We start from the raw sequence: 19450 nt of genomic DNA on the forward strand, positions 1-19450 counted from the left end.
TGGAGCCCGACCCATGTTGAAGCTGCAGATCCATACGCGAAACGCGCCGGTACGGACGATCGAAATCGAGCGAAGCTGCACGATCGGCAAAAGCCCCGACGCTGACATCGTGATCAAGGGCATGTTCATCGGCAAGACACACGCTCGCCTTGTGAACGAACATCACGCGTGGTATGTCGAGGATCACGGCGGAATTGTCGCGACATTGGTCAATGGAACACCTGTGAGCCGCTATGGGCCGCTTGGCGGTGCCGATCTGATCGAAATCGGCACGACCTTACTGAAGGTCGTCCCGGTTACGCACTCGTCACCTATCGCGGCGGGTGCCGCGTTGAGCATGGCCATACCGCTTGTCCCGGCCGCCTCCGCGCTCAGCAGCGGCAAGCCGGAGCCGTCTCCTCAGCACGGGTCGCTCACGAATGCGCGTGCCGCCGCCGCAGCGGGATCTCAGCGTCACGATACGCATGCGGTGTGCAATCAGGCCGATGCGTCGGCGTCGCTGGAGCGCGACCATCTGCATCTGTCACAGAGCACCGCAGCACCCGGCGTCGCCGCAAGCCGGGCCGGCCAGCGCCCGCCGGCCACGCTCACCAACGTGACGCATCCCTTCGAGGAACGGGCTGCGCAACGCGCAGCTGAGGTCGCAATGGAGGGCGCGCCGATCAACAGCCCGATCGGCGTCGGATTGCGCAAGCTCGCGCATATGAAGGTCATCGCAGCACTGGATCTGCGTCGCCTGAACGTATCGCGGATGGCCGACGACGAACTGCGCGCGACCGTCAGCGATGCGCTGGATGAGCTTCTCGCGCACGATGTTGCATTCAGGCACACCGACGTCGACATCCCAACGCTGAAGAAGAGCGTCTTCGACGAGATTATCGGGCTGGGTCCGCTCGAGGCACTGCTCGCCAATCCCGACATCTCGGAGATCATGGTCAATTGTCACGACGAGATTTTCGTTGAACAGAATGGGTGCCTCTCCCGGTCGCCCGTGATCTTCACCGACGACCGCGCCGTGCTCGGCGCGATCGAACGGATCGTTGCACCGATCGGCCGGCGCATCGACGAAAGCTCGCCGATGGTGGACGCGCGGCTCAAGGACGGCTCACGCGTGAACGCGGTGATCCCGCCACTCGCGCTGAAAGGGCCCAGTATCACGATTCGCAAGTTCTCGCGCCACAAACTCGCGGGCGCGGATCTGATCGGCTTCGGCTCGATGTCGCCGGACATGCTCGAGTTTTTGCAGACCGCCGTGCGGCAGCGTGCCAACATCGTGATTTCGGGCGGTACCGGGTCGGGCAAGACCACGCTGCTCAACGTACTGTCCAGCTACATTCCCGACGAAGAGCGGATCGTCACTGTCGAGGACGCAGCGGAACTTCAGCTGTTGCAACCCAATCTGGTTTCTCTCGAAGCGCGCCCTGCGAACATGGAGGGCAAAGGCACGATTTCGATTCGCGACCTCGTCAGAAACTGCTTGCGGATGCGCCCGGACCGGATTGTCGTCGGCGAATGCCGTGGCGGCGAAGCGCTCGACATGCTACAGGCGATGAACACCGGACACGACGGCTCGCTTACGACCGCGCACGCAAACTCACCGCGCGACTGCATTGCGCGGCTCGAAGTCATGACGCTGATGGCCGGCCTCGACCTTCCCGTCCAGGCGATTCGTGAACAGGTCTGCTCGGCGGTCGACATCATCGTCCAGCAATCGCGCTTTTCGTGCGGCTCCCGGCGCGTCACTCACATCACAGAAGTCAGCGGGATGGAGTCGGGCGTGATCCAGTTGCAGGACGTATTCGTGTTCCGCGAGGTGGGCTTTGGCGAAAACGGCAAGATTCAGGGTGACTTCGTGCCGACCGCCTATATACCCGATTTCTACCAGGACCTGCTGCGCCGGCACATTCCGGTGAACACCGAAATCTTCACACGCGGCGAATGAGGGAGTCGACATGAACCTGTTAGTCATCCTCACGCTGACATTCGCCGGCAGCGTCGTCGCGATAGGGATGCTCGCGCGCACCGGCAGTACGGCGCTCACGCAGCGGACCCAGCGTATCGCCCACGATGTCGAACAGTCGCTTGCGGACGCTTTCGTATTCGTCAACCGCCAGCGCGTCATCGCATGGACGTTGCTCACCATGCTGCTGTTGCCGTGCTTCACGTTCGTACTGAGCGGCAGCGCGATCGTTGCGCTTGCAACGATACCGGTCGCGCTGGCCGTGCCGCGACGCTATCTGGCATGGATGCGCGGCAAACGCGTCGTCACGCTGGAGCGCCAGTTGCCCGATGCGCTCCTGATGATGGCCGGCGCGCTGCGCGCGGGCGCAAGCTTTCCAATCGCACTCGAGAGCACCGTCGAGGAGACCCGTGCGCCGATATCGCAGGAGCTTGAACTGCTGATGCGTGAAATTCGTCTGGGCATCGATCTCGACTTCGCGATGCGCAATGTCGAAGCGCGCATTCCCGTGCCCGATTTGTTGATGGTGACCGCCGCGGTCACCATCACCCGCGAAGTGGGCGGCAACCTTGCCGAAGCATTCGAATCGGTCGCGAGGACGTTACAACAGAAGCTGCAAATGGAAGGCAAGATCAAGGCGCTTACATCGCAAGGCCGCATGCAGGGCGTCGTAATGACCTGTCTGCCACTCTTTCTCATGATCGTGCTGCGTTTCATGGAACCCGTTGCGATGGCGCCGCTTTTCACCGAGCCGGTCGGGTGGTGCACGCTCGCCGTGATCGCCGTGATGGAGTTCCTTGGATATCAGGCAATTTCCCACATTACCGACATCGATGTGTGACACATGCTACTCATTTCGATCATCGCGGGCGCCGGTACGACGCTCGCCACATTTCTCCTGTTGCGCTCGCTTGGCCGCCTCGGAAACGCGGTGCCGAACGAGGATCGGACATGGCTCGATCCGCTGCCGCTGTTGCTCAGACTGATCTGGCCGCTCGTTAACTTCATTGCGCACCATGCTGCGCCGCAGTTCAGTGCGACGCTCGTCGAACGCACCGAAACCCGGTTGCGCGTGACCTCGCTGACATTTCTGATGAACGCGCAGCAGTTCATCGCGACGTCGCTGATCTGCGCCTGTGCCGCCACGTTTGTCGGCTCTCTGGTGACAGCGGCGACCGGACTTTTCTACTGGTGGATGCCGGCCGGTTTCGCTTTGCTCGGATACGGCTATCCACGCCTATGGACGCGCCGTGTGAGGCAGCGCCACGTGGCGAAGATCCAGCGGCATCTGCCGATCTACCTCGATTTCCTGACCCTCGCGGTTGAAGCGGGACTAAACATCAACGGCGCGCTGCAGAAGGCCGTCGAGAAAGGACCCGACGGCGCGCTGCGCCGCGAACTCGAACATGTGCTACGCGATCTGAAGTCCGGCTTGAGCCGCACCGAGGCACTGCGCCGCTTCGACGAGCGGCAGAGCATCAAGGAAATTTCCAACCTGGTCGGCGCGATTCTTCAGGCGGAGCGTATGGGTTCGGGACTCGCGCGGACCTTGCGTTTCCAGTCGGAACAGCGCCGCGCCGAACGCTTTCAGCGCGCCGAAAAACACGCGATGGAAGCGCCCGTCAAGCTGGTGTTTCCGCTGCTGGTCTTTATTTTTCCGGTCACGTTCATCGTGCTGGGCTTTCCGATTGTGATGAAGTTCGTTCAGGAAGGGCTGCTTTGAAATCCGCAAGCCTGATGATCGACGGCCGTGCTTGCGGCATTCGCGTGAAGATCGCCGCGTCGGCACCCGAACGCATGCGCGGACTGCTCGGACGCGGACAACTGGCCGACGACGAGGCGCTGCTGCTCGTGCCGTGCCGTTCGGTGCACACGTTCGGCATGCGCTTTCCGATTGATGTGATGTTCGTCGACCGGTTGTGGCGCGTGGTAGCCATTCATCGCCGGGTGCCGCCTGCGCGGATGCTGTTCAGCCTGCGTGCGGCACGCACGCTCGAGATGTCCGCCGGCATGACAGACGTACTATCGATCACAATCGGCGATCAGCTTGGCCTGGAGACTCATGCATGACTTGGCGTGATTCGGTGCGGTCGGCGGGTTCGTTGCGTACACAACGCGGGCAGGCAATCAGCGAATTTATTGTAATTGCGCCTGTGATGCTCTTTCTCTCCTTTGCGGCGGTGCAGTTCGTTCTGCTGTATCAAGCAAAGGCCACGCTGGATGTGGCCACACTCGAGGCGGCTCGCGCCGGTGCTGTGTCGCACGGTTCGATGAAAGCGATGAAAGAGGGGCTCGCGCGCGGGCTAGCGCCGCTTTATGCACGCCACGCAGATGGCGATGGCGTACAAGCCGCGCTGAAGCTGGCGCAATTCGACACGATCCAATCCGGTTTGATCACGATTGTCAGTCCAACTCGCGAAATGACCGAAGATTTTGCGCGCCCTCGCTTCTACCCAGCCGAAGGCATACGCTACAACGAAATTCCGAACGACACGCTGATGTACAGGAATCCCGCTGCTGGGCCACGTTCCCGAGTCGGCATTCAGGATGCCAATCTGCTCAAGATTCGCGTGCACTACTGTTACGACATGTATGTTCCGCTCGTCAACAAGGTGCTGTATTACGCGGTGAACGTGATCGGCAACGTCGCGCCCAATGGGCTTTTCTCACATGAGCCTGCCGATGCGGAGAGTGATCCTTACGGCGCCCCACGCCGTCCCGATACCATTTGCAGAACGAAGCTTGCCGACGGCGTGGAGACTAGCCGTTGGTCGCTCGCGCTCGAATCGGAAGCGCTCGTGCGCATGCAATCGTCCTATCGCGCCGATGCCGCACACGATATGAGCGAATTGCCGGGGACACTAGACCCGCGCGCTGCACACCGATGACACAGCAACCGTGCCGTGCGTGGCAAGCGCCCGTCCATGCGCGCATGCTGATCGCAGCGGCTGCGGCGCTATGCATCGCGGCCCCGCACCCGGCCGCCGCACAGGCTGCGTCCGTCAATCCCCCGCGCGTCATGATGATCATCGGCGGCTTTGCGGAAGATCGCGCTGGCGACGCCGTCGCTCGCAACCACAAGGAACGCTTGTCGCTCGTGCTTCAACTGGACACGCCACCGCTCGCGGCGAGCGTCAAAGCGCGGGTCGTGACACTCTTCCCGTTGATTGAAGAAGCAGCGCGTACGGTCGACATCGACAGCGCACTGCTGATGGCGGTGATCGACGTGGAATCAGGAGGCGATCCGCAGGCGATTTCGAAACAGGGCGCGGCCGGACTCATGCAACTGATGCCGGCCACCGGCCGATTATATGGCGCCATCGATCCATTCGACCCGCGACAAAATGTCGTGGCGGGCGCGCGCCTTCTGCGCAGATTGCTCACGCGCTTCGGTAGCCTCGAACTCGCACTCGCGGCCTACAACGCTGGCGAGGACGCGGTGCGCCGCTCCGGCGGCGCCATTCCGCGCTATCGCGAGACGCAGCGCTACGTCCCGCAAGTGGTCGAACGATATGAACACTATCTGCAAGCCGTGCAGTCCATGCGCGAACAACCGTACCCGGCCCGCTGACGAGGACGACGGCCGCAACCGCCGCGCTAGCCATGCACGGCGCCACTCCCGGTGCATCCGAGCATCTTTTCGAGCACGGCGTTCAGGCTCTGTACGACACTGGCGAAAACGGGCAGTATCGCGCGCGCCTTGGCCGCGTCACCATGACGGGCAGCCTGTTCCATACGCGCCGCGAGCCTGACGATATTGCTGCAGCGGAACAACCTGAGCGATCCACTGAGCCGGTGCGTAACGTTTCCGAGCTCAGTCCACTGTGCGCGGCGCGCGGCGTCGTACAACGCACCCAACGCCTCGCGATTGGTGTCGACCAGTATTCGCATGAATTCGGTCGCAATAGCGTCATCGCCGCAAGCCAGCGTGTCGACCTGGGCTTTCAGTGGACGGCGGTCGCTCACGATCAGCACGACACCGTGCCGTCCATGCTTTCGCGCACTGCCACCAGTAAGTGGCAATGGCAAGCCGTCGGCAAACGAACTGTGCCACTCGGCCGCAAGGTCGTCGTGCTCACGCCCGTTCACCAGCGCAAATCGCACATCGTGCGTATCGGACGAAATGCCCGAGTGCGCGAGTATGGATGCGATCTCTTGCGGTTCAAATGAAAGCAGCGCCATCTGAATCGGCCGGTATCCACGCTCGCCGCATTCGTCGGATCGAGCCTGTTCGTGGCCGCCACCGTCAATGTGCCGGCGATCGGAGCCCAATCCACTCATGGATACCGTCCGGCGCTCCGCGACTTGCGTCGGCTCGCGGCGCTCGCCATACCGGCGCATCATTGTTGCGTCGACGCAATGCCGCAGCGCCGCGCGAAATCGACCAGATCGACCAGCGTCTCCACGCCGAGCTTCTGCAGAATGCGCGTCTTATGGCTGCTGACAGTCTTGTTGCTGATGAAGAGCGCCTCGCCGATCGTCTTGTTTGACATGCCCTTCGCAAGCATCTGCAACACAACCAGTTCCTTATCGGACAACAGGTCGAGCTTGTCGTGCTCGCCCAGCTCGCCGACGAGCGGCGCGACAATCGCGCCCGACGTCACCGGAAATACGCTGTATCCAGACAGGATCGCTTCAACGCCGCGTATGATCTCGCGAATATCCTGCGTTTTACTGACAAAGCCCTGTGCGCCCGCGCGTACCGCGCGCTGCACGAATGTCGACGTGTCGTGGCCGGACAGGATCATCACGCGAATGTCCGGATGTGCGAGCCGCAGGCGCGGAATGACATCGAGGCCGTTGATGCGCGGAATATCGAGGTCGAGAATGGCGAGATCCGGCAAATGCTGGCGGGTCATCTCGACAGCCTCCTGGCCGTTGTCGGCCTCCACAATGTCGGCAATGTTCGCTACTTGCGTCAGATGCGTCCGGATCACTAAACGCAGTGCCGGATGATCGTCCACAATCATAACCGTAGTCATATTCGTTCTCCAAAATTATGATTTTATGAATGCACGAATCGATGAAAATTCAATGACACTTATCGTCGCCACTTATTCGACACTATTTTCAAGTGGCTCACGTTCGTGATCCTGATCATTCGGCACATTCATGCGTTCGTCTGAATGTTTAACATGTACGATGCGTCGGGCTGTCATATAAATTCATTGCGGTCTTTTCATGCCGTATGCATGCCGCTACATCAGCTCCGCATGCCCCCGCTTCGTCATTTCCTACGCCGAGCGCTTTGCGCTCACACAGCGTCGAGCATAAACAGGTTGACGCGCACAAAGTCCAGGAAATTTCCCCGTACGTCGTCGGATTCGTCAGCCGTTGAAATTTCGCAATGAATGGCGCGCCGAAGGAACAGGAACGGGCCCGCAGGCGTTGCGGCCGCGTGCGGCACGGCGATCGGGATCACGTGAGGGAGAACCGGCGCAGCGCAACAGGCTACGCCGTGCGTGACACGCGGTTAGTGCAGGTCGGGAGAGGGAATCATGCTCGCACCGCGCGTGCCGCATTGCGGCCGCGCAGCCACTCGAGGGCAAGCAGCAGGCAAGTTGAAAATACGATCAGAATGGTCGCGAGCGCGGCGATCGTCGGACTGATGTTCTCGCGAATACCGGTGAACATCTGGCGCGGCAGCGTCGTCTGGTCAGCGCCCGCGAGAAACAGCGTGACGACCACTTCGTCAAACGACGTCGCGAACGCGAACAGCGCGCCGGAGATCACGCCGGGCGCGATCACCGGCAGCGTGATGCGGAAGAAGGTCTGTAGCGGGTTCGCGCCAAGCGACTGGCTCGCGCGCACTAGGTTGTAGTTGAAGCCTTGCAGCGTCGCTGCGACCGTGGTCACAACGAATGGCACACCGAGCGCCGCGTGCGCCATGATCAATCCGGCATACGTGTTGGCGAGTCCGAGCGGCGCAAAGAACAGATACATGCCGACGCCGACCACGACGACCGGCACGATCATTGGCGAGATCAGCACGGCCATCAGCAGCGCTTTGCCACGAAAATTCGCTTTCGTGAGGCCAATGGCGGCGAGCGTGCCGAGCACCGTCGCGAGTACGGTGGCCGAAGGCGCGACGATAAAGCTGTTTTTCGCCGCCATGCGCCATTCGTCGGCGCCGATCAGGTTCTGATACCACCGCAGCGACCAGCCCGGAATCGGATAGACCAGAAACGTGCTCGACGAAAACGACAACGGCACAATCGCGAGCACCGGCAGCACCAGATACAACAGCGTGAGCACCGCGAGACCACGCAATGCGAAGTACCACACCCGTTCGATCAGCGAAGTGTGCGGCGCAAACATCGGCTTGGCGAATTTCATTGTCATCGCAGCGGTCCCCAAGCGTCAGCCAAGGCTGACTTGCGAGCGCGTGAAGCGTCCGTAGACCATATACAGCACGAGCGTCGCCGCGAGCAGCAGGGCGCCCAGTGCGCAGGCCATGCCCCAATTGATCGTCACATTCGTGAAGTACGCGACGTAGTAGCTGACCATCTGATCGTTCGGTCCACCGAGCAGCGCAGGCGTGATGTAATAGCCGATCGCGAGAATGAATACCAGCAACGCCCCCGCGCCGATACCCGGATAGGTCTGCGGCACGTAGACGCGCCAGAACGCGGCAAACGGATGGCTGCCGAGCGATATCGCCGCGCGCTGGTACGAAGGCGGAATCGACTTCATCACGCTATAGAGCGGCAGGATCATGAACGGCAGCAGAATATGCGTCATCGAGATGTAGACGCCGGTCCGATTGAACAGCAATGCGAGCGGATCGTGAATCAGGCCGCTGCCGATAAGCGCCTTGTTGACGAGCCCTTCGCTTTGCAGAATCACGATCCACGCGGCAACGCGCACCAGAATCGATGTCCAGAACGGGATCAGCACGAGGATCATCACCAGATTCGCGCGCCGCTCGGACAGCGTCGAAATCCAGTACGCAAGTGGATAACCGAGTAGCAGCGCGCAGACGGTCACCACTGCGCCGATCACGAACGTGCGCTCGAACACGGCCAGGTAAATCTGCTGATCGGGGTCATTCGGCACGATGCGGCCGAATGCATCTTGCCGGTGATCAAGCGACGCGAGCAGGTAGAACGGCGAAAGCGTTCCGCGGTTCTTCGCGATGGCGTGCCAGTATCTGACATCGCCCCAACGTTCATCGATCTCGAGAATCTTTGCGCGAATGTGTGCCGCGGGCAGCGCGTGGCCGGCGTCGTCCGTCAGCGGCATCGCGCGAGCGGTTTTCGCGACCAGCGAGCGATAGCCCGGTATCTCCGTGTTCAGCCGCCGCGCGAGCGCGCCCATCGCTTCGCCGTCTGCGACCGCGGTCAGGTCGGCGGCGAGCGCCTCGTAAGCGGCGTCGGCCGGCACGGACTTCAGGTCCCAGTCACGCAGCGCGCCGACGGTACGCGGCAACGCAGTGGCAATCTCCGGGTTTTGCACTGCGCGCGTCAACAACGTGCCGATCGGCACGACGAAGATCAGGAGCAGGAAAATCGCCAGCGGTGCGATCAGCAACAGCGCCGTCAGCCGCTTGCGCGACTCAACCGCTTTCAGTTCACGCTTGAGCCTACCGGCGGATTCAGCGGTCGAATCCGCAGCGATCGTCATCGTGGTCACACTATGTCTCCGACTTGAGCAAGCAGCGGCGGCACGGCACCCGCTGGCGAGACCGCGCCGCCTCAAACCGCGACGGCATGCCGCCTACTTCGACGCCCACGAAGCGAAACGCTGCTCGAGTTCGTCACCGTGGTCGGTCCAGAACGTCAGGTTTTGCAGCACCGCGTTCTTGCCGTTGGTCGGCGAGTTCGGCAGATTGGCGAGCGTCTTCGAGTCGAGCGCCTTGATCGCCGCCTCGTTGACCGGGCCGTACGCGATGTGCTTCGCGTATTCCTGCTGCGGCTGCGACGAAATCGAGTAGGCAATGTACTGCTCGGCCAGCGCCTTGTTCGGCGTGCCCTTCGGCATCGCCCAGTAGTCGAGGTCGTAGATGCTGCCGTTCCACACCACCTTCAGGTTTTTGCCTTCTTTTTGCGCGGCGTCGATACGGCCGTTATACGCGGTCGACATCACGACGTCGCCCGCCACCAGAAACTGCGGCGGCTGTGCTCCTGCCTCCCACCACTGAATATTCGGTTTCAGTTCATCGAGCTTTTTGAATGCACGGTCCTGGCCTTCTTTCGTGGCGAGCACCTTGTAGACGTCTTTCGGCGCGACGCCGTCGGCCATCAGCGCGAACTCGAGGTTGTAACGCGCGCCTTTGCGCATGCCACGCTTGCCGGGAATCTTCTTCACGTCCCAGAAGTCCGCCCAACTCGCCGGCGGCGTCTTCAGCATGTCCGCGTTGTATGCCATCGCGGTCGACCACACGAAGATGCCGACACCGCAAGTCTGCGGCGCTTCAGGAATCAGCTCGGACTTCTTGCCGAGCTTCGACCAGTCGAGCTTTTCATAGAGACCTTCGTCACAGCCGCGGCCGAGGTCGCCCGACTCGACTTCGACGACGTCCCAGTTCACGTGCTTCGCTTCGACCATCGCCTTCACTTTGGCCTGCTCACCGTTGTATTCGACCGCCGTGACTTTCGCGCCGCTCTTCGACTCGAATGGCTGGTTGAACGCGGCCTTCTGCGCGTCACCGTTTGCACCGCCGAAATTCACCACGGTCAATTCCGCCGCGCCCGCCTGTGCAGCGATACCGAATGCGGCGATGACCGCGCCAATAACGACCGCACTACGCGTTTGCCCGCTTCTTTTCATCACATCCTCCTCATTTATTGATGGTCTGCTTGACTGAGCCTGGTATGAATGAGCCCTTTCTCCGATGCGCTCATGCAAATACGCGCAGATGCTCGGGCGCGAATTCCAGCGCGACGGGTGCGCCTGGCGCAAAGCGTTCGATCGCGTCGGTGCCAAGCGGCACCTTCACGAAACACTCGTCCTGCTGCGGTAGACCACAGCGCATCCGCACGTGATCGCCGAAATAGATGAGGCCGCGTGCCTCGCCGGCAAGCGCGTTCGCGCCGGGCCGCAAGCCGTTTGCAGCAAGCTTCATCCGTTCGGGACGGATGCACGCGACGGCGGGCGTACCGGCCTGCGCGCCCCCGATATTGCGTCCAACAAGTCGCGTGCCGTCGACCAAATGAAACTCGCAGTAGTCGCCGTCGACGTGCGCGATCGTGCCGCGCAAGCGATTGCTGTCGCCGATGAAGTTCGCAACGAACTCGTTGCATGGCGACTCGTACAGCCGGTCCACCGTATCGAGCTGCTGCACGACACCTTTGTCAAAGACCGCGACGCGATCCGACATCGTCAACGCTTCGCCCTGATCGTGCGTCACGTAGACGAACGTCACGCCGAGCTTTTCGTGCAGCGATTTCAGTTCGTACTGCATGTGTTCTCGCAATTGCTTGTCGAGAGCGCCGAGCGGTTCGTCCATCAGCACCAGCTTCGGTTCGAACACAAGGGCACGGGCCAGTGCGATGCGCTGCTGCTGGCCGCCGGATAGCTGTGCCGGGTAGCGTTTCGCGAAGCTCTCCATGCGAACCATCCTCAGCGCGTGATTGACGCGCTGCGCGCGCTCGGCGGCGGACAGCTTGCGCACAGTCAGCGGATACGCGACGTTCTGCTCGACGGTCAGATGGGGAAACAGTGCATAGTTCTGAAACACCATGCCGATGTTGCGCTTGTGCGGCGGCACAGTATTGAGCAGTGTGCCGTCGAGCCAGATTTCGCCGCCAGTGGGAAATTCGAAGCCCGCGAGCATCATCAGGCAGGTGGTTTTCCCTGAGCCCGATGGCCCGAGCAGCGTGAGAAATTCACCCTGGTAGATATCCAGATCGAGTTGCTTGACGACCAACGTTTCGCCGTCATAGGTCTTGCGCACGCCTCGAAAACTGACGATCACGTCAGCAGTTTTCATTGTGGGTGTCTCCATTGCGCACCGTCCGCCTGGTTATCCGTACGGTTTTATGGCCTCGGCTGATTTCCGGGTTTTCTGAGTCTAATCCCGGCTGTGGCTCCGTCTCCAGCAAGGGATTGCATTGATTGCGTGACCCACTATAGCCGGTTACGGTTCTACCTTATGGAACCATTTCATTATTCCGGATAGAACCATTTGGACACCGTCATTCTGTCGGATTGGCTTGCCACGCGGCTCGATCGCGGTGATGCCGAGCCCGTCTATCGCCAGTTGCTGCGGCTGTTGCAGCAAGCCATCCTGACGAGCCAGTTGCCGCCAGGCACGAAGCTGCCGAGTTCGCGCACGCTTGCCGCCGATCTCGGCATCGCGCGCAATACGGTGCTGCATGTATACGACCAGTTGACGGCCGAGGGCTATGTGCTCTCCACCACCGGCAGCGGCACTTATGTTGCGGATACGCGGCCGGACCACCGCGCGGTGAATGCACGAAAATCGCCAACGCCAGGCCGTCGCGGCGAAGATGCGGCGCGAGCCGCCGACGTGACGGACACTGATTTGCGTCGCAGCGCGGCCGGCCACTCACCGGTTACGGCGCACACGGCGCGGTGCATCGAAGCACGTGACCTGTCCGTGCGTGGACGCCGGCTGATTCTCGAGGCGGGAGTATCGGCAAAACAGTGGGGCGCGTTCATGCCGGGCGTGCCGGACGTCTCGGAGTTCCCCGCGCGCACCTGGAGCCGGCTACAGGCGAAACTGTGGAAGCAGGCCAATCCGGACCTGTTGACCTACGCACCCGGCGGTGGCTACAGGCCGTTGCGACGCGCACTATCCGACTACCTGCGCGTCGCCCGTTCGGTGAACTGCACGCCGGACCAGATCATCATTACGACCGGGATTCATCAGTCGATCGATCTCGCAGTCCGCCTGCTGACCGACGTCGGCGATCGCGCATGGGTTGAAGAGCCTTGCTACTGGGGCGTGCGCAGCGTGTTGCAGTCGTCGGGGCTCACGCTCGCGCCGGTGCCGGTCGACGATGAAGGACTCAACCCGCGGGAATCCGATTTGCGCGCACCCCCGCGGCTCGCGCTCGTTACGCCGTCGCATCAATATCCGCTGGGCATGGTGATGAGCCTCGCACGCCGCCGCACATTGCTCGAGTACGCGAAGCAGCATGGCGTATGGATCATTGAGGACGACTACGACAGCGAGTTCCGTTACGGCAGCCGCCCGCTCGCATCGCTGCAAGGTCTCGATGACGCGGGCCGCGTCATCTACGTGGGCAGTCTCGGCAAGATGCTGTTTCCGGGGCTGCGGATCGGCTACATGATCGCGCCGGAAGATCTCGTCGAAACATTCAGAACCGGCATTGCCGAACTGTATCGCGAAGGCCAGTTGATACAGCAGGCCGTGTTGACCGAATTCATTATGGATGGCTATCTGACGTCGCATGTTCGGCGCATGCGTGCGTTGTACGGTGAACGGCGGCAAATATTGATTGACGCGATTACTGCGCGTTTCGGCGACATGCTTCCGGTGATGGGCGACGAGGCCGGTCTGCATTTCGTGCTCGGCCTGCCGGCCGATGCAAACGATCGAGCGGTGACGGCGGCTGCGCACGACGCTGGCGTGATCGTGCGGCCGCTCGCCGGATACTATAGCGGCGAGATCCCGGCGCGGCGCGGAATGTTGCTCGGCTATGCGTGCGTGCCAAACGAGAAGATCGGGCCGGCGTTTGACACACTTGCACGCGTGATCGAGGACACCGCGCTACGGGTGTCTTCGCGCGCGGCGTGAACGCGGCGCGAAATAAACTCACAGGTACGCAACCCGTGATATGCGTCGCGATCGCGCACCGGACCTGCATGGATAACACCACCGGCGTGCAGCCATGCCGGCGCAACGTGCCGCTTACTTCAACCCGAAATCCACCCGCGTCGTCGCACCTTTATCATCGATGCCCTGCGTGTCGAGCTTCGGCGCAACGATAAACACACGGCTGCTGTCGATCTTGCCTTCGAAGTACTGCTGCACGGACTGCGCGCGCCGCTGCGCGAGATCGCGCAAGCTCGCGTCGTTGATCGGCGCATGTTCGGCGAGCGCGGTCTTCATGTCGTCGTCGGGTACCGTTTTGGTCATGCCGATAAAGTTGCTCGGCTTCTTGAAGTCCGCGTCCTTGTAGGCCTTCGTCAGGTACTTGCGATACTCGTCCGGACTCACCGTCACGTTCGACGTATCGACGCTCTCACCGTTGCCAACCACATCCTTCAGCTTCTCCTGCTTGACGAGCCGCTCGACATAACGCGTCCGCAGTGCCGGTTCATCGACCGCCGGATCGACGCGCCCGATCAGATCGATACGCACCGACGGTTTGTCGGCCAGTGCCTTCGCGATCGTGTCGAGCTTCTGGCCCGCTGCATCGGATAGCTTCGCCGAGCCTGCCGCGAATTCGACGTAGCCGTAGTCCGCGCCGCCGCCGCCGCCGAACGCATGCGCAAGCAGCGTGAACGGCGCGGTCACCGCCTTTTGCAGCAGGTTCAGCACCGCATGCCAGATCAGCCCGCCGATACTGAACTCTGGATTGTCGAGCGACCCCGACACCGGAATGTCGACATCGATCTCGCCACGCGAATTCTTCAGCAGCGAAATCGCGAGCTTCACCGGCAGCTTCGTTGCGGTGTCGTTCTCGACGCGATCGCCGAAGGTCAGCTGATCGATGAACAGGTGGTTGTTTGCCGACAGCTGATTGTTCTCGAGCTTGTAGTGCAGATCGACGTTCAGCTTGCCCTTCGTGATCGGATAGCCGGCGTACTTCGCCGAATACGGCGTCAGATTGGTCAGTTCGATGTCGTGCGCAGTCGCGGTCAGGTCAAGCGCCGGTTGTGCAATCAGTGGATTGATCGTGCCGCGGATCGATAGTGGGCCGTTCGCGGCGAGCTTCGCGGCAACGTCGACCGGCGCGGGCGTCGTCGACTGCGTGCCGAACGCGCCAACCGTGCCGTGGATCGAGACGAGGTTCGCCGTGTAGTTCGGCTTGACGAAGTTGTCGGTGTAGGTCACGCGGCCGTTTTGCAGCACCAGTTGGCCGAAGTGCAGCTTCACCGGCGCGCTCGATGCGGTCCGCGTGGCCCGCGTTTTCGCGGCTGCGGCAACCGAGGTGCGTGGCGCCGAAGCGGGTGCGGACGCGCTCGCGGTGGCCGGCGCGCTTGCCTCACTTGCGGCGGCGGGCGTGCGGATCGTCACGGCGGCGCTCCCCGCACCCGCTTCGCTGGCCGCTACGGCCTCCGACACCGCGGGCGGAGTCAGAGGAATCGGCTCCTTGCCACTTTTGCTTTGTGTTAGCGAGCGCGGGCCGCGGTCGCCCGGCTTCGCCGTGATGTCACTCAGATTCAACCTGCCCTGCGCGTCGAGCAGCACGCGGCCATAGAAGTCGGAGAACGTCACGCGCGATGCATCGACGTCGGTGCCGTGGTCGTCGTAGTTCGCGTTGAGGTTGGTCAACGCGAGCGACCCCCAGCCCGCGAACGGCGCGGACGTTACCTTGTCGAGCATGCGCACGTCCACGAGCGCCGCATCGCCGCGATACGACGCCTTCAGTCCGCCCGCCTTGCCGTGCTGTTCCTCTTCGGCAAGCGCGACGTCGCCCTTCGCGTTGACAAGCGCGCTCGCGATCGTCGCATTCAGCTGGTTGCCGAAGTACGGTTCGAACGCGGCCGCGTCGAGCCGGTTCGCATCCAGCTTCAACGCGAGTTTGAGCGGCGACGCGGTCACGTCGCCGCTCACGCCGAGCGTGCCCTTGCGATTGACCGTCGCTTGCAGATCGATCGGCAGCGGGCGAGACATATCGTCGCTGATCTGCTGCACTTTCAGTTGCAGCGGCGCAAACGCCACCTTGACCGGACGCGCGGTTGTTTCGTCGGTAAACGTCGCCGAGCCGTCTTTCAGGTTCAGCGCGCCGATCGTGTAGTGCCATGCGGGCCCGGTTTCCTGCGCCTTCTTCACCGCGTGGATCGCGGTGCGCTCCTGCGCCTCCTGTTGCGGCGGACCGGCCAGTGCGAGCAGATCGATCTTGCCGTCTTTCAGCCGCGTCGCGTCGACCGACAAGCCGGCCGCATCGACGCTTTCGATGTCAGCCCGACGCGCGCCAACGTCGACGCTCTTCACGGCCACGTGCCCTTGCGCAAGCACAATAGCGGGCTGCTTCTCGCCCGGCCCGGCGAGCTTCAACGATTGCACGTCAAGCGTGCTCGCACCGACTTGCATCGCGGGCGGCGATTGCGCCCAGTTCGCGCTCAGGTTGACGCTCGCGTCTAACTTCCCATCGAGTACCTGCGCGGCGGTCGCAGTGTCGAGATACGGCTGCAGCGGCGCAAGCGCCATCGACTTCAGATCGAGCTTCACGTCGGCGGTCCTGGTCACCATGCCGAACGAACCCGATGCGTTCAGCGTGCCGCCGTCGTTCTTCGATGTCAGATTGAGCGTGTAGCGCGCCGGCGACTTCGAGATCGACGAAAAGTCCGCGAGCGACATGCCGATGTTCGTCAACGTCGCCGTCACCGGGCGCGATGCCGCGGCGTCGGCCGCTTCGACCGTGCCGTCGCTCAGCGTGAACCGTTTGATCGCCAGATCAAGTGGCGGCGCGGCTTCGGCCGCTGCAGGCGCGCTGGCCGCGGCCTGCGGCACGGATGCGGGCGGCGCCGCGCCCCCGGGTGCGCTCGCCGCGCTGCTTGCCGCGCTGCTTGCCGCGCTTCTGGCCGCCGCATTCGCGCCGGGTTGCGCGGCCAACATGCGCTCGACGCTCAATACGCCATCCTTATCGCGCGCCAGGTGCATCGACGGCGCGTCGACGCGAATGTCGTTGAAGTGATACACGCTCTTCAGCGGCTCGAGCAGATCGGCGTCGACGTGCACCTGATGCGCGGCAAAGAACGGCGCCTTGTGCTCGTCGAGCACGTCGAGGTCGGCGAGGTCGGTGGTGCCCGACACGCGCAACGTCGGCGTATCGCCGGACATCACGAAATTGAGTTTCAGGTCGCTCGACAACTTGCCCGACTGCACGGTCACCGGCAGTTTCGACGGCGCATACGACAGCAGACGCGGCACGTCGAGCCCGTCAAAACGAAGCGACATTTCCGATTCGCGGGACTGCGCAAACGGCTTGGTCTTGCCATCCAGTGCGAGCGGGCTGCCGTCGATTCGCATCCGCAAGACCGGCTCGACAAAGATGTCGGTCTTCGACGGCAGCGTCGCGATAAACGGCACACCGAGCTTCCACTGATCGATCACATGCTTTTCGTCGAGCAGCCGGTCGTCAAACGTAATCGAACCATTTTCGAGATGGATGTTCGATACCGAGAACAGCGTGGGCTTGCTTTCGGGCTTCGCCGGCTGCTTCGAGAACTTGTCGATCAGATCGCTGAAATTAAAGCGCTGCGCATCGTAGCGGATGATATGAAAGCGCGGCGAATCGATTTGCACCTCGTCGACGATCGGCGCCGCGCGAAACAGCGATGTCCACGACGCACGCACGATCAGCCGTTCGATATCGATGAAATCGCCAGCGCCGCCGCGCTCGCCAATATGGATGCGATCGGCTTCGAGATTGAGCGTGTAGGGATTGAGCGCGATACGGCCGATCGTGACGGGGCGGTCGAGCTGTTCGGAAAGCTGCTGTGCGGCGATATGGCGAATCAGCGGCGGCGCGGCGAAGAAGCCGAGCAAGCCGAATACCACGATGAAGATCAGCACGCCGATGATGACACGGCGAGTGCGCTGCGCGCGTGCAACGTTGCGTGCAGCCTGGAGAGACGATGCGAGCGATGCTTTATTAAGGCTTGCCATTCTCGGTCGCGGATCATGCGGCGGCAAGCCCGCCGCGGTGACGAAAGTCAGGGTTGCCGGAAGTATACGTCCTGCACCGCGGGGTGCACATCAAATGTAAGGGCATTGTTACTCATTGCCCGCAGCGTCAACGCCCATCGCGCGCTCACGCCCAATGCGCGATTGACCAGACACGGTCAATCCGGCCTGGGACGTGCGACATGATGCTTCGCGCGCAGTGCAGCTCCGCTACTCGCTACTGGCGCTCGATCGGTGGCGGCGCCCAGCTGCCGTCGGTCGCCTGCGGTTTTGGCGCATAAAGTCGCATCACGAGCTGGAAGGCGCCGCGTGGCGCCGGCAGCCAGTTCGAGACCTTGCGCCGTACTGACGACACAGTCACGTCGACTGAACCGTCACGGTTGCGGCGCAAGCCGTTGCGGTCGCCGACCGCGACGTGCGCGGTTTCGCTATCGTCGAGCGAGCCTTCCTTTGTGTAGGCGGTGATCGACCAGAAGCCGCGCACCGGCGGCAACTGATCTGGCGCGAAATGAATGACGTAGCGATTTGCGCCATTCAGCAGATGTCCATCGCTGTCGAGCGTCGCGGTCGCGCGTACTTCGTCATCCTTTGTGCCGATGCCCGGCTGCGTGTATGCCGCGTACGCGCGCAATCCATAGTCGGGCCCGTAGTTTCCGACGCCATCGCCGAACCAGCTCCAGCCGTTCGCGGTCAGCACATTCGACGGCGCGGTCTGGACGCGCGTGCGGCCATCGGCCAGGCCCGCGGCCAGCGCACCGCTCGCACCGGACGGAAACTGCACCGGTTCGTCCGGCGTCACGCCGAGGTCCGACAGAATGCTGAGCGCGTGAGGATCGGCCGGCGACGGCGGGGCATCCGGCAGCAGTTGCGCGACATGGTCGAAAAAGCCTTTCGCGTCGAGCGCCGCAACCTGCGAATCGGGCGTGCCGGCGGTCGGCGTGTCGCCGGCCGGATAGCTGCGCGGCAAATCGGGCGGCTGCGCCGCGCCGGTATAGACGTCGAGCGGCGCGATACGCATGGCCTTCTGCAGCTTGCGGATCGCGGCAAGATCCCGTCCGCCGTTCGACTGCACACGAATGTTGAGCCACACGTAGCGGGTCGACACATCGACGCGCTTCACCCCCTTCGGCAAGTCGCCGCTCCAGCCTTCCGGCACGAACGCGACCGTCTGAGCCTTGATGCCGGTCACGCGCGCGCCCGTTTGCGCGCTCGGCGTCGACCACAGCACATTGGTCCACATGTCGAGCGCGCGTGCATCGACGTAGCGGTTATGCGAGTCGGGCAGTGAGACGATCACCGGCTGGCCGGCGACATCGAGCCATGCGGACGAATCGATCGTATCGACGCTCGGCGTCGGCCGGTTCGCAGCCCCGACCGGCGGCAGCGCCTGCGCGTGGCGCAGCGTATTGAACGGCGCCTGCCCCGGGCCGGTGCCGACCGCCGCGTCGCGCGCGACGCCCATCAGCACGAGCGGATAGGCGAACACGTACGAATCCGTGACTTCGTCCTGAATCCACCCGGTTGGCTTCGGTGTCGAAATTGGGGAAGAACTGCAGCCGGCAAGCAACGCAAGGGCTGCCAGTGAAACGCAAACGGCGGACCGTGAATAAAAGCGTGAATTCAGCGAATTGGGTTCTTGACGATTTTTTGTCATTCGACGAACAGGCGTCCGAAAGGTTACGCGTCAGGTCCACGCGGGCTGC

15 protein-coding genes are annotated in these 19450 nt (G+C 62.4%); 7 read left to right on the top strand and 8 right to left on the bottom strand.

Translation table 11 applies throughout. The annotated features are described in order from the left end of the window. The first annotated feature begins 13 nt into the window (after positions 1-13). The 6 genes from HV796_RS12385 to HV796_RS12410 are packed head-to-tail and all read left to right on the top strand — an operon-like array spanning position 14 to position 5531. Positions 14-1942 (top strand): TadA family conjugal transfer-associated ATPase, encoded by a 1929-nt coding sequence (locus HV796_RS12385; protein WP_175226784.1) that lies wholly within the window; start codon positions 14-16, stop codon positions 1940-1942. A 10-nt stretch (positions 1943-1952) separates the two neighbouring features. After that, positions 1953-2801: a type II secretion system F family protein gene (locus tag HV796_RS12390; protein ID WP_175226785.1), complete on the top strand. Its 849-nt coding sequence runs from the start codon at positions 1953-1955 to the stop codon at positions 2799-2801. 3 nt (positions 2802-2804) lie between these two features. Further along, positions 2805-3683: a type II secretion system F family protein gene (locus HV796_RS12395; RefSeq protein WP_175226786.1), complete on the top strand. Its 879-nt coding sequence runs from the start codon at positions 2805-2807 to the stop codon at positions 3681-3683. Further along, positions 3680-4030, top strand: a complete 351-nt coding sequence (locus HV796_RS12400; protein ID WP_175226787.1) for a DUF192 domain-containing protein — start codon at positions 3680-3682, stop codon at positions 4028-4030. Before HV796_RS12395 ends, HV796_RS12400 begins: the two co-directional genes overlap by 4 nt. Further along, a complete protein-coding gene (locus tag HV796_RS12405; RefSeq protein WP_175226788.1) occupies positions 4027-4848 on the top strand; it encodes a TadE/TadG family type IV pilus assembly protein in 822 nt (273 codons plus the stop codon). Before HV796_RS12400 ends, HV796_RS12405 begins: the two co-directional genes overlap by 4 nt. Then, a complete protein-coding gene (locus HV796_RS12410) occupies positions 4845-5531 on the top strand; it encodes a lytic transglycosylase domain-containing protein (protein ID WP_217477900.1) in 687 nt (228 codons plus the stop codon). Before HV796_RS12405 ends, HV796_RS12410 begins: the two co-directional genes overlap by 4 nt. A gap of 26 nt (positions 5532-5557) precedes the next feature. Here HV796_RS12410 and HV796_RS12415 read toward each other — a convergent pair whose 3' ends face one another. From HV796_RS12415 to HV796_RS12440, 6 genes are all read right to left on the bottom strand, one after another. After that, positions 5558-6241 carry an Hpt domain-containing protein gene (locus HV796_RS12415; RefSeq protein ID WP_175226789.1) on the bottom strand — a complete coding sequence of 228 codons (684 nt, stop codon included), beginning with the start codon at positions 6239-6241 and terminating at the stop codon, positions 5558-5560. 59 nt (positions 6242-6300) lie between these two features. Next, positions 6301-6942, bottom strand: coding sequence for a response regulator transcription factor (locus tag HV796_RS12420; protein ID WP_175226790.1), 642 nt, complete (start codon positions 6940-6942; stop codon positions 6301-6303). 514 nt (positions 6943-7456) lie between these two features. Then, the gene (locus HV796_RS12425) at positions 7457-8296 is read right to left on the bottom strand and encodes an ABC transporter permease (RefSeq protein ID WP_175226937.1); all 840 of its coding nucleotides are present in this window, start codon (positions 8294-8296) and stop codon (positions 7457-7459) included. Positions 8297-8320: 24 nt separating this feature from the next. After that, entirely contained in the window at positions 8321-9583 is a 1263-nt protein-coding gene (locus tag HV796_RS12430; protein WP_175226938.1) for an ABC transporter permease, read from the bottom strand. Between the two features lie 93 nt (positions 9584-9676). Further along, a complete protein-coding gene (locus tag HV796_RS12435; protein WP_175226791.1) occupies positions 9677-10729 on the bottom strand; it encodes an ABC transporter substrate-binding protein in 1053 nt (350 codons plus the stop codon). Between the two features lie 70 nt (positions 10730-10799). Further along, on the bottom strand, positions 10800-11891 hold the full coding sequence (locus HV796_RS12440; protein ID WP_175226792.1) for an ABC transporter ATP-binding protein: 1092 nt from the start codon (positions 11889-11891) through the stop codon (positions 10800-10802). A 195-nt stretch (positions 11892-12086) separates the two neighbouring features. Here HV796_RS12440 and pdxR point away from each other — a divergent pair, with 195 nt between their 5' ends. After that, positions 12087-13685, top strand: coding sequence for a MocR-like pyridoxine biosynthesis transcription factor PdxR (gene pdxR, locus HV796_RS12445; RefSeq protein ID WP_175226793.1), 1599 nt, complete (start codon positions 12087-12089; stop codon positions 13683-13685). A gap of 114 nt (positions 13686-13799) precedes the next feature. On the opposite strand, the gene HV796_RS12450 is transcribed toward pdxR, so the two are convergent. Together HV796_RS12450 and HV796_RS12455 are read right to left on the bottom strand one after the other, a co-directional pair. Next, positions 13800-17729 (bottom strand): DUF748 domain-containing protein, encoded by a 3930-nt coding sequence (locus HV796_RS12450; RefSeq protein WP_175226794.1) that lies wholly within the window; start codon positions 17727-17729, stop codon positions 13800-13802. A gap of 235 nt (positions 17730-17964) precedes the next feature. Beyond that, the gene (locus HV796_RS12455) at positions 17965-19401 is read right to left on the bottom strand and encodes a DUF1254 domain-containing protein (RefSeq protein ID WP_175226795.1); all 1437 of its coding nucleotides are present in this window, start codon (positions 19399-19401) and stop codon (positions 17965-17967) included. Between the last annotated feature and the right edge of the window lie 49 nt (positions 19402-19450).

This window comes from Paraburkholderia humisilvae (genome assembly GCF_902859855.1).
GTDB lineage: Bacteria > Pseudomonadota > Gammaproteobacteria > Burkholderiales > Burkholderiaceae > Paraburkholderia > Paraburkholderia humisilvae.

What these genes read in the sequence shown, in the direction of transcription:
- HV796_RS12385 (WP_175226784.1), top strand. Translation starts at nt 14, where the DNA reads ATGTTGAAGCTGCAGATCCATACGCGAAACGCGCCGGTACGGACGATC.
- HV796_RS12390 (WP_175226785.1), top strand. Translation starts at nt 1,953, where the DNA reads ATGAACCTGTTAGTCATCCTCACGCTGACATTCGCCGGCAGCGTCGTC.
- HV796_RS12395 (WP_175226786.1), top strand. Translation starts at nt 2,805, where the DNA reads ATGCTACTCATTTCGATCATCGCGGGCGCCGGTACGACGCTCGCCACA.
- HV796_RS12405 (WP_175226788.1), top strand. Translation starts at nt 4,027, where the DNA reads ATGACTTGGCGTGATTCGGTGCGGTCGGCGGGTTCGTTGCGTACACAA.
- HV796_RS12410 (WP_217477900.1), top strand. Translation starts at nt 4,845, where the DNA reads ATGACACAGCAACCGTGCCGTGCGTGGCAAGCGCCCGTCCATGCGCGC.
- HV796_RS12415 (WP_175226789.1), bottom strand. Translation starts at nt 6,241, where the DNA reads ATGAGTGGATTGGGCTCCGATCGCCGGCACATTGACGGTGGCGGCCAC.
- HV796_RS12420 (WP_175226790.1), bottom strand. Translation starts at nt 6,942, where the DNA reads ATGACTACGGTTATGATTGTGGACGATCATCCGGCACTGCGTTTAGTG.
- HV796_RS12425 (WP_175226937.1), bottom strand. Translation starts at nt 8,296, where the DNA reads ATGAAATTCGCCAAGCCGATGTTTGCGCCGCACACTTCGCTGATCGAA.
- HV796_RS12430 (WP_175226938.1), bottom strand. Translation starts at nt 9,583, where the DNA reads ATGACGATCGCTGCGGATTCGACCGCTGAATCCGCCGGTAGGCTCAAG.
- HV796_RS12435 (WP_175226791.1), bottom strand. Translation starts at nt 10,729, where the DNA reads ATGAAAAGAAGCGGGCAAACGCGTAGTGCGGTCGTTATTGGCGCGGTC.
- HV796_RS12440 (WP_175226792.1), bottom strand. Translation starts at nt 11,891, where the DNA reads ATGAAAACTGCTGACGTGATCGTCAGTTTTCGAGGCGTGCGCAAGACC.
- HV796_RS12450 (WP_175226794.1), bottom strand. Translation starts at nt 17,729, where the DNA reads ATGGCAAGCCTTAATAAAGCATCGCTCGCATCGTCTCTCCAGGCTGCA.
- HV796_RS12455 (WP_175226795.1), bottom strand. Translation starts at nt 19,401, where the DNA reads ATGACAAAAAATCGTCAAGAACCCAATTCGCTGAATTCACGCTTTTAT.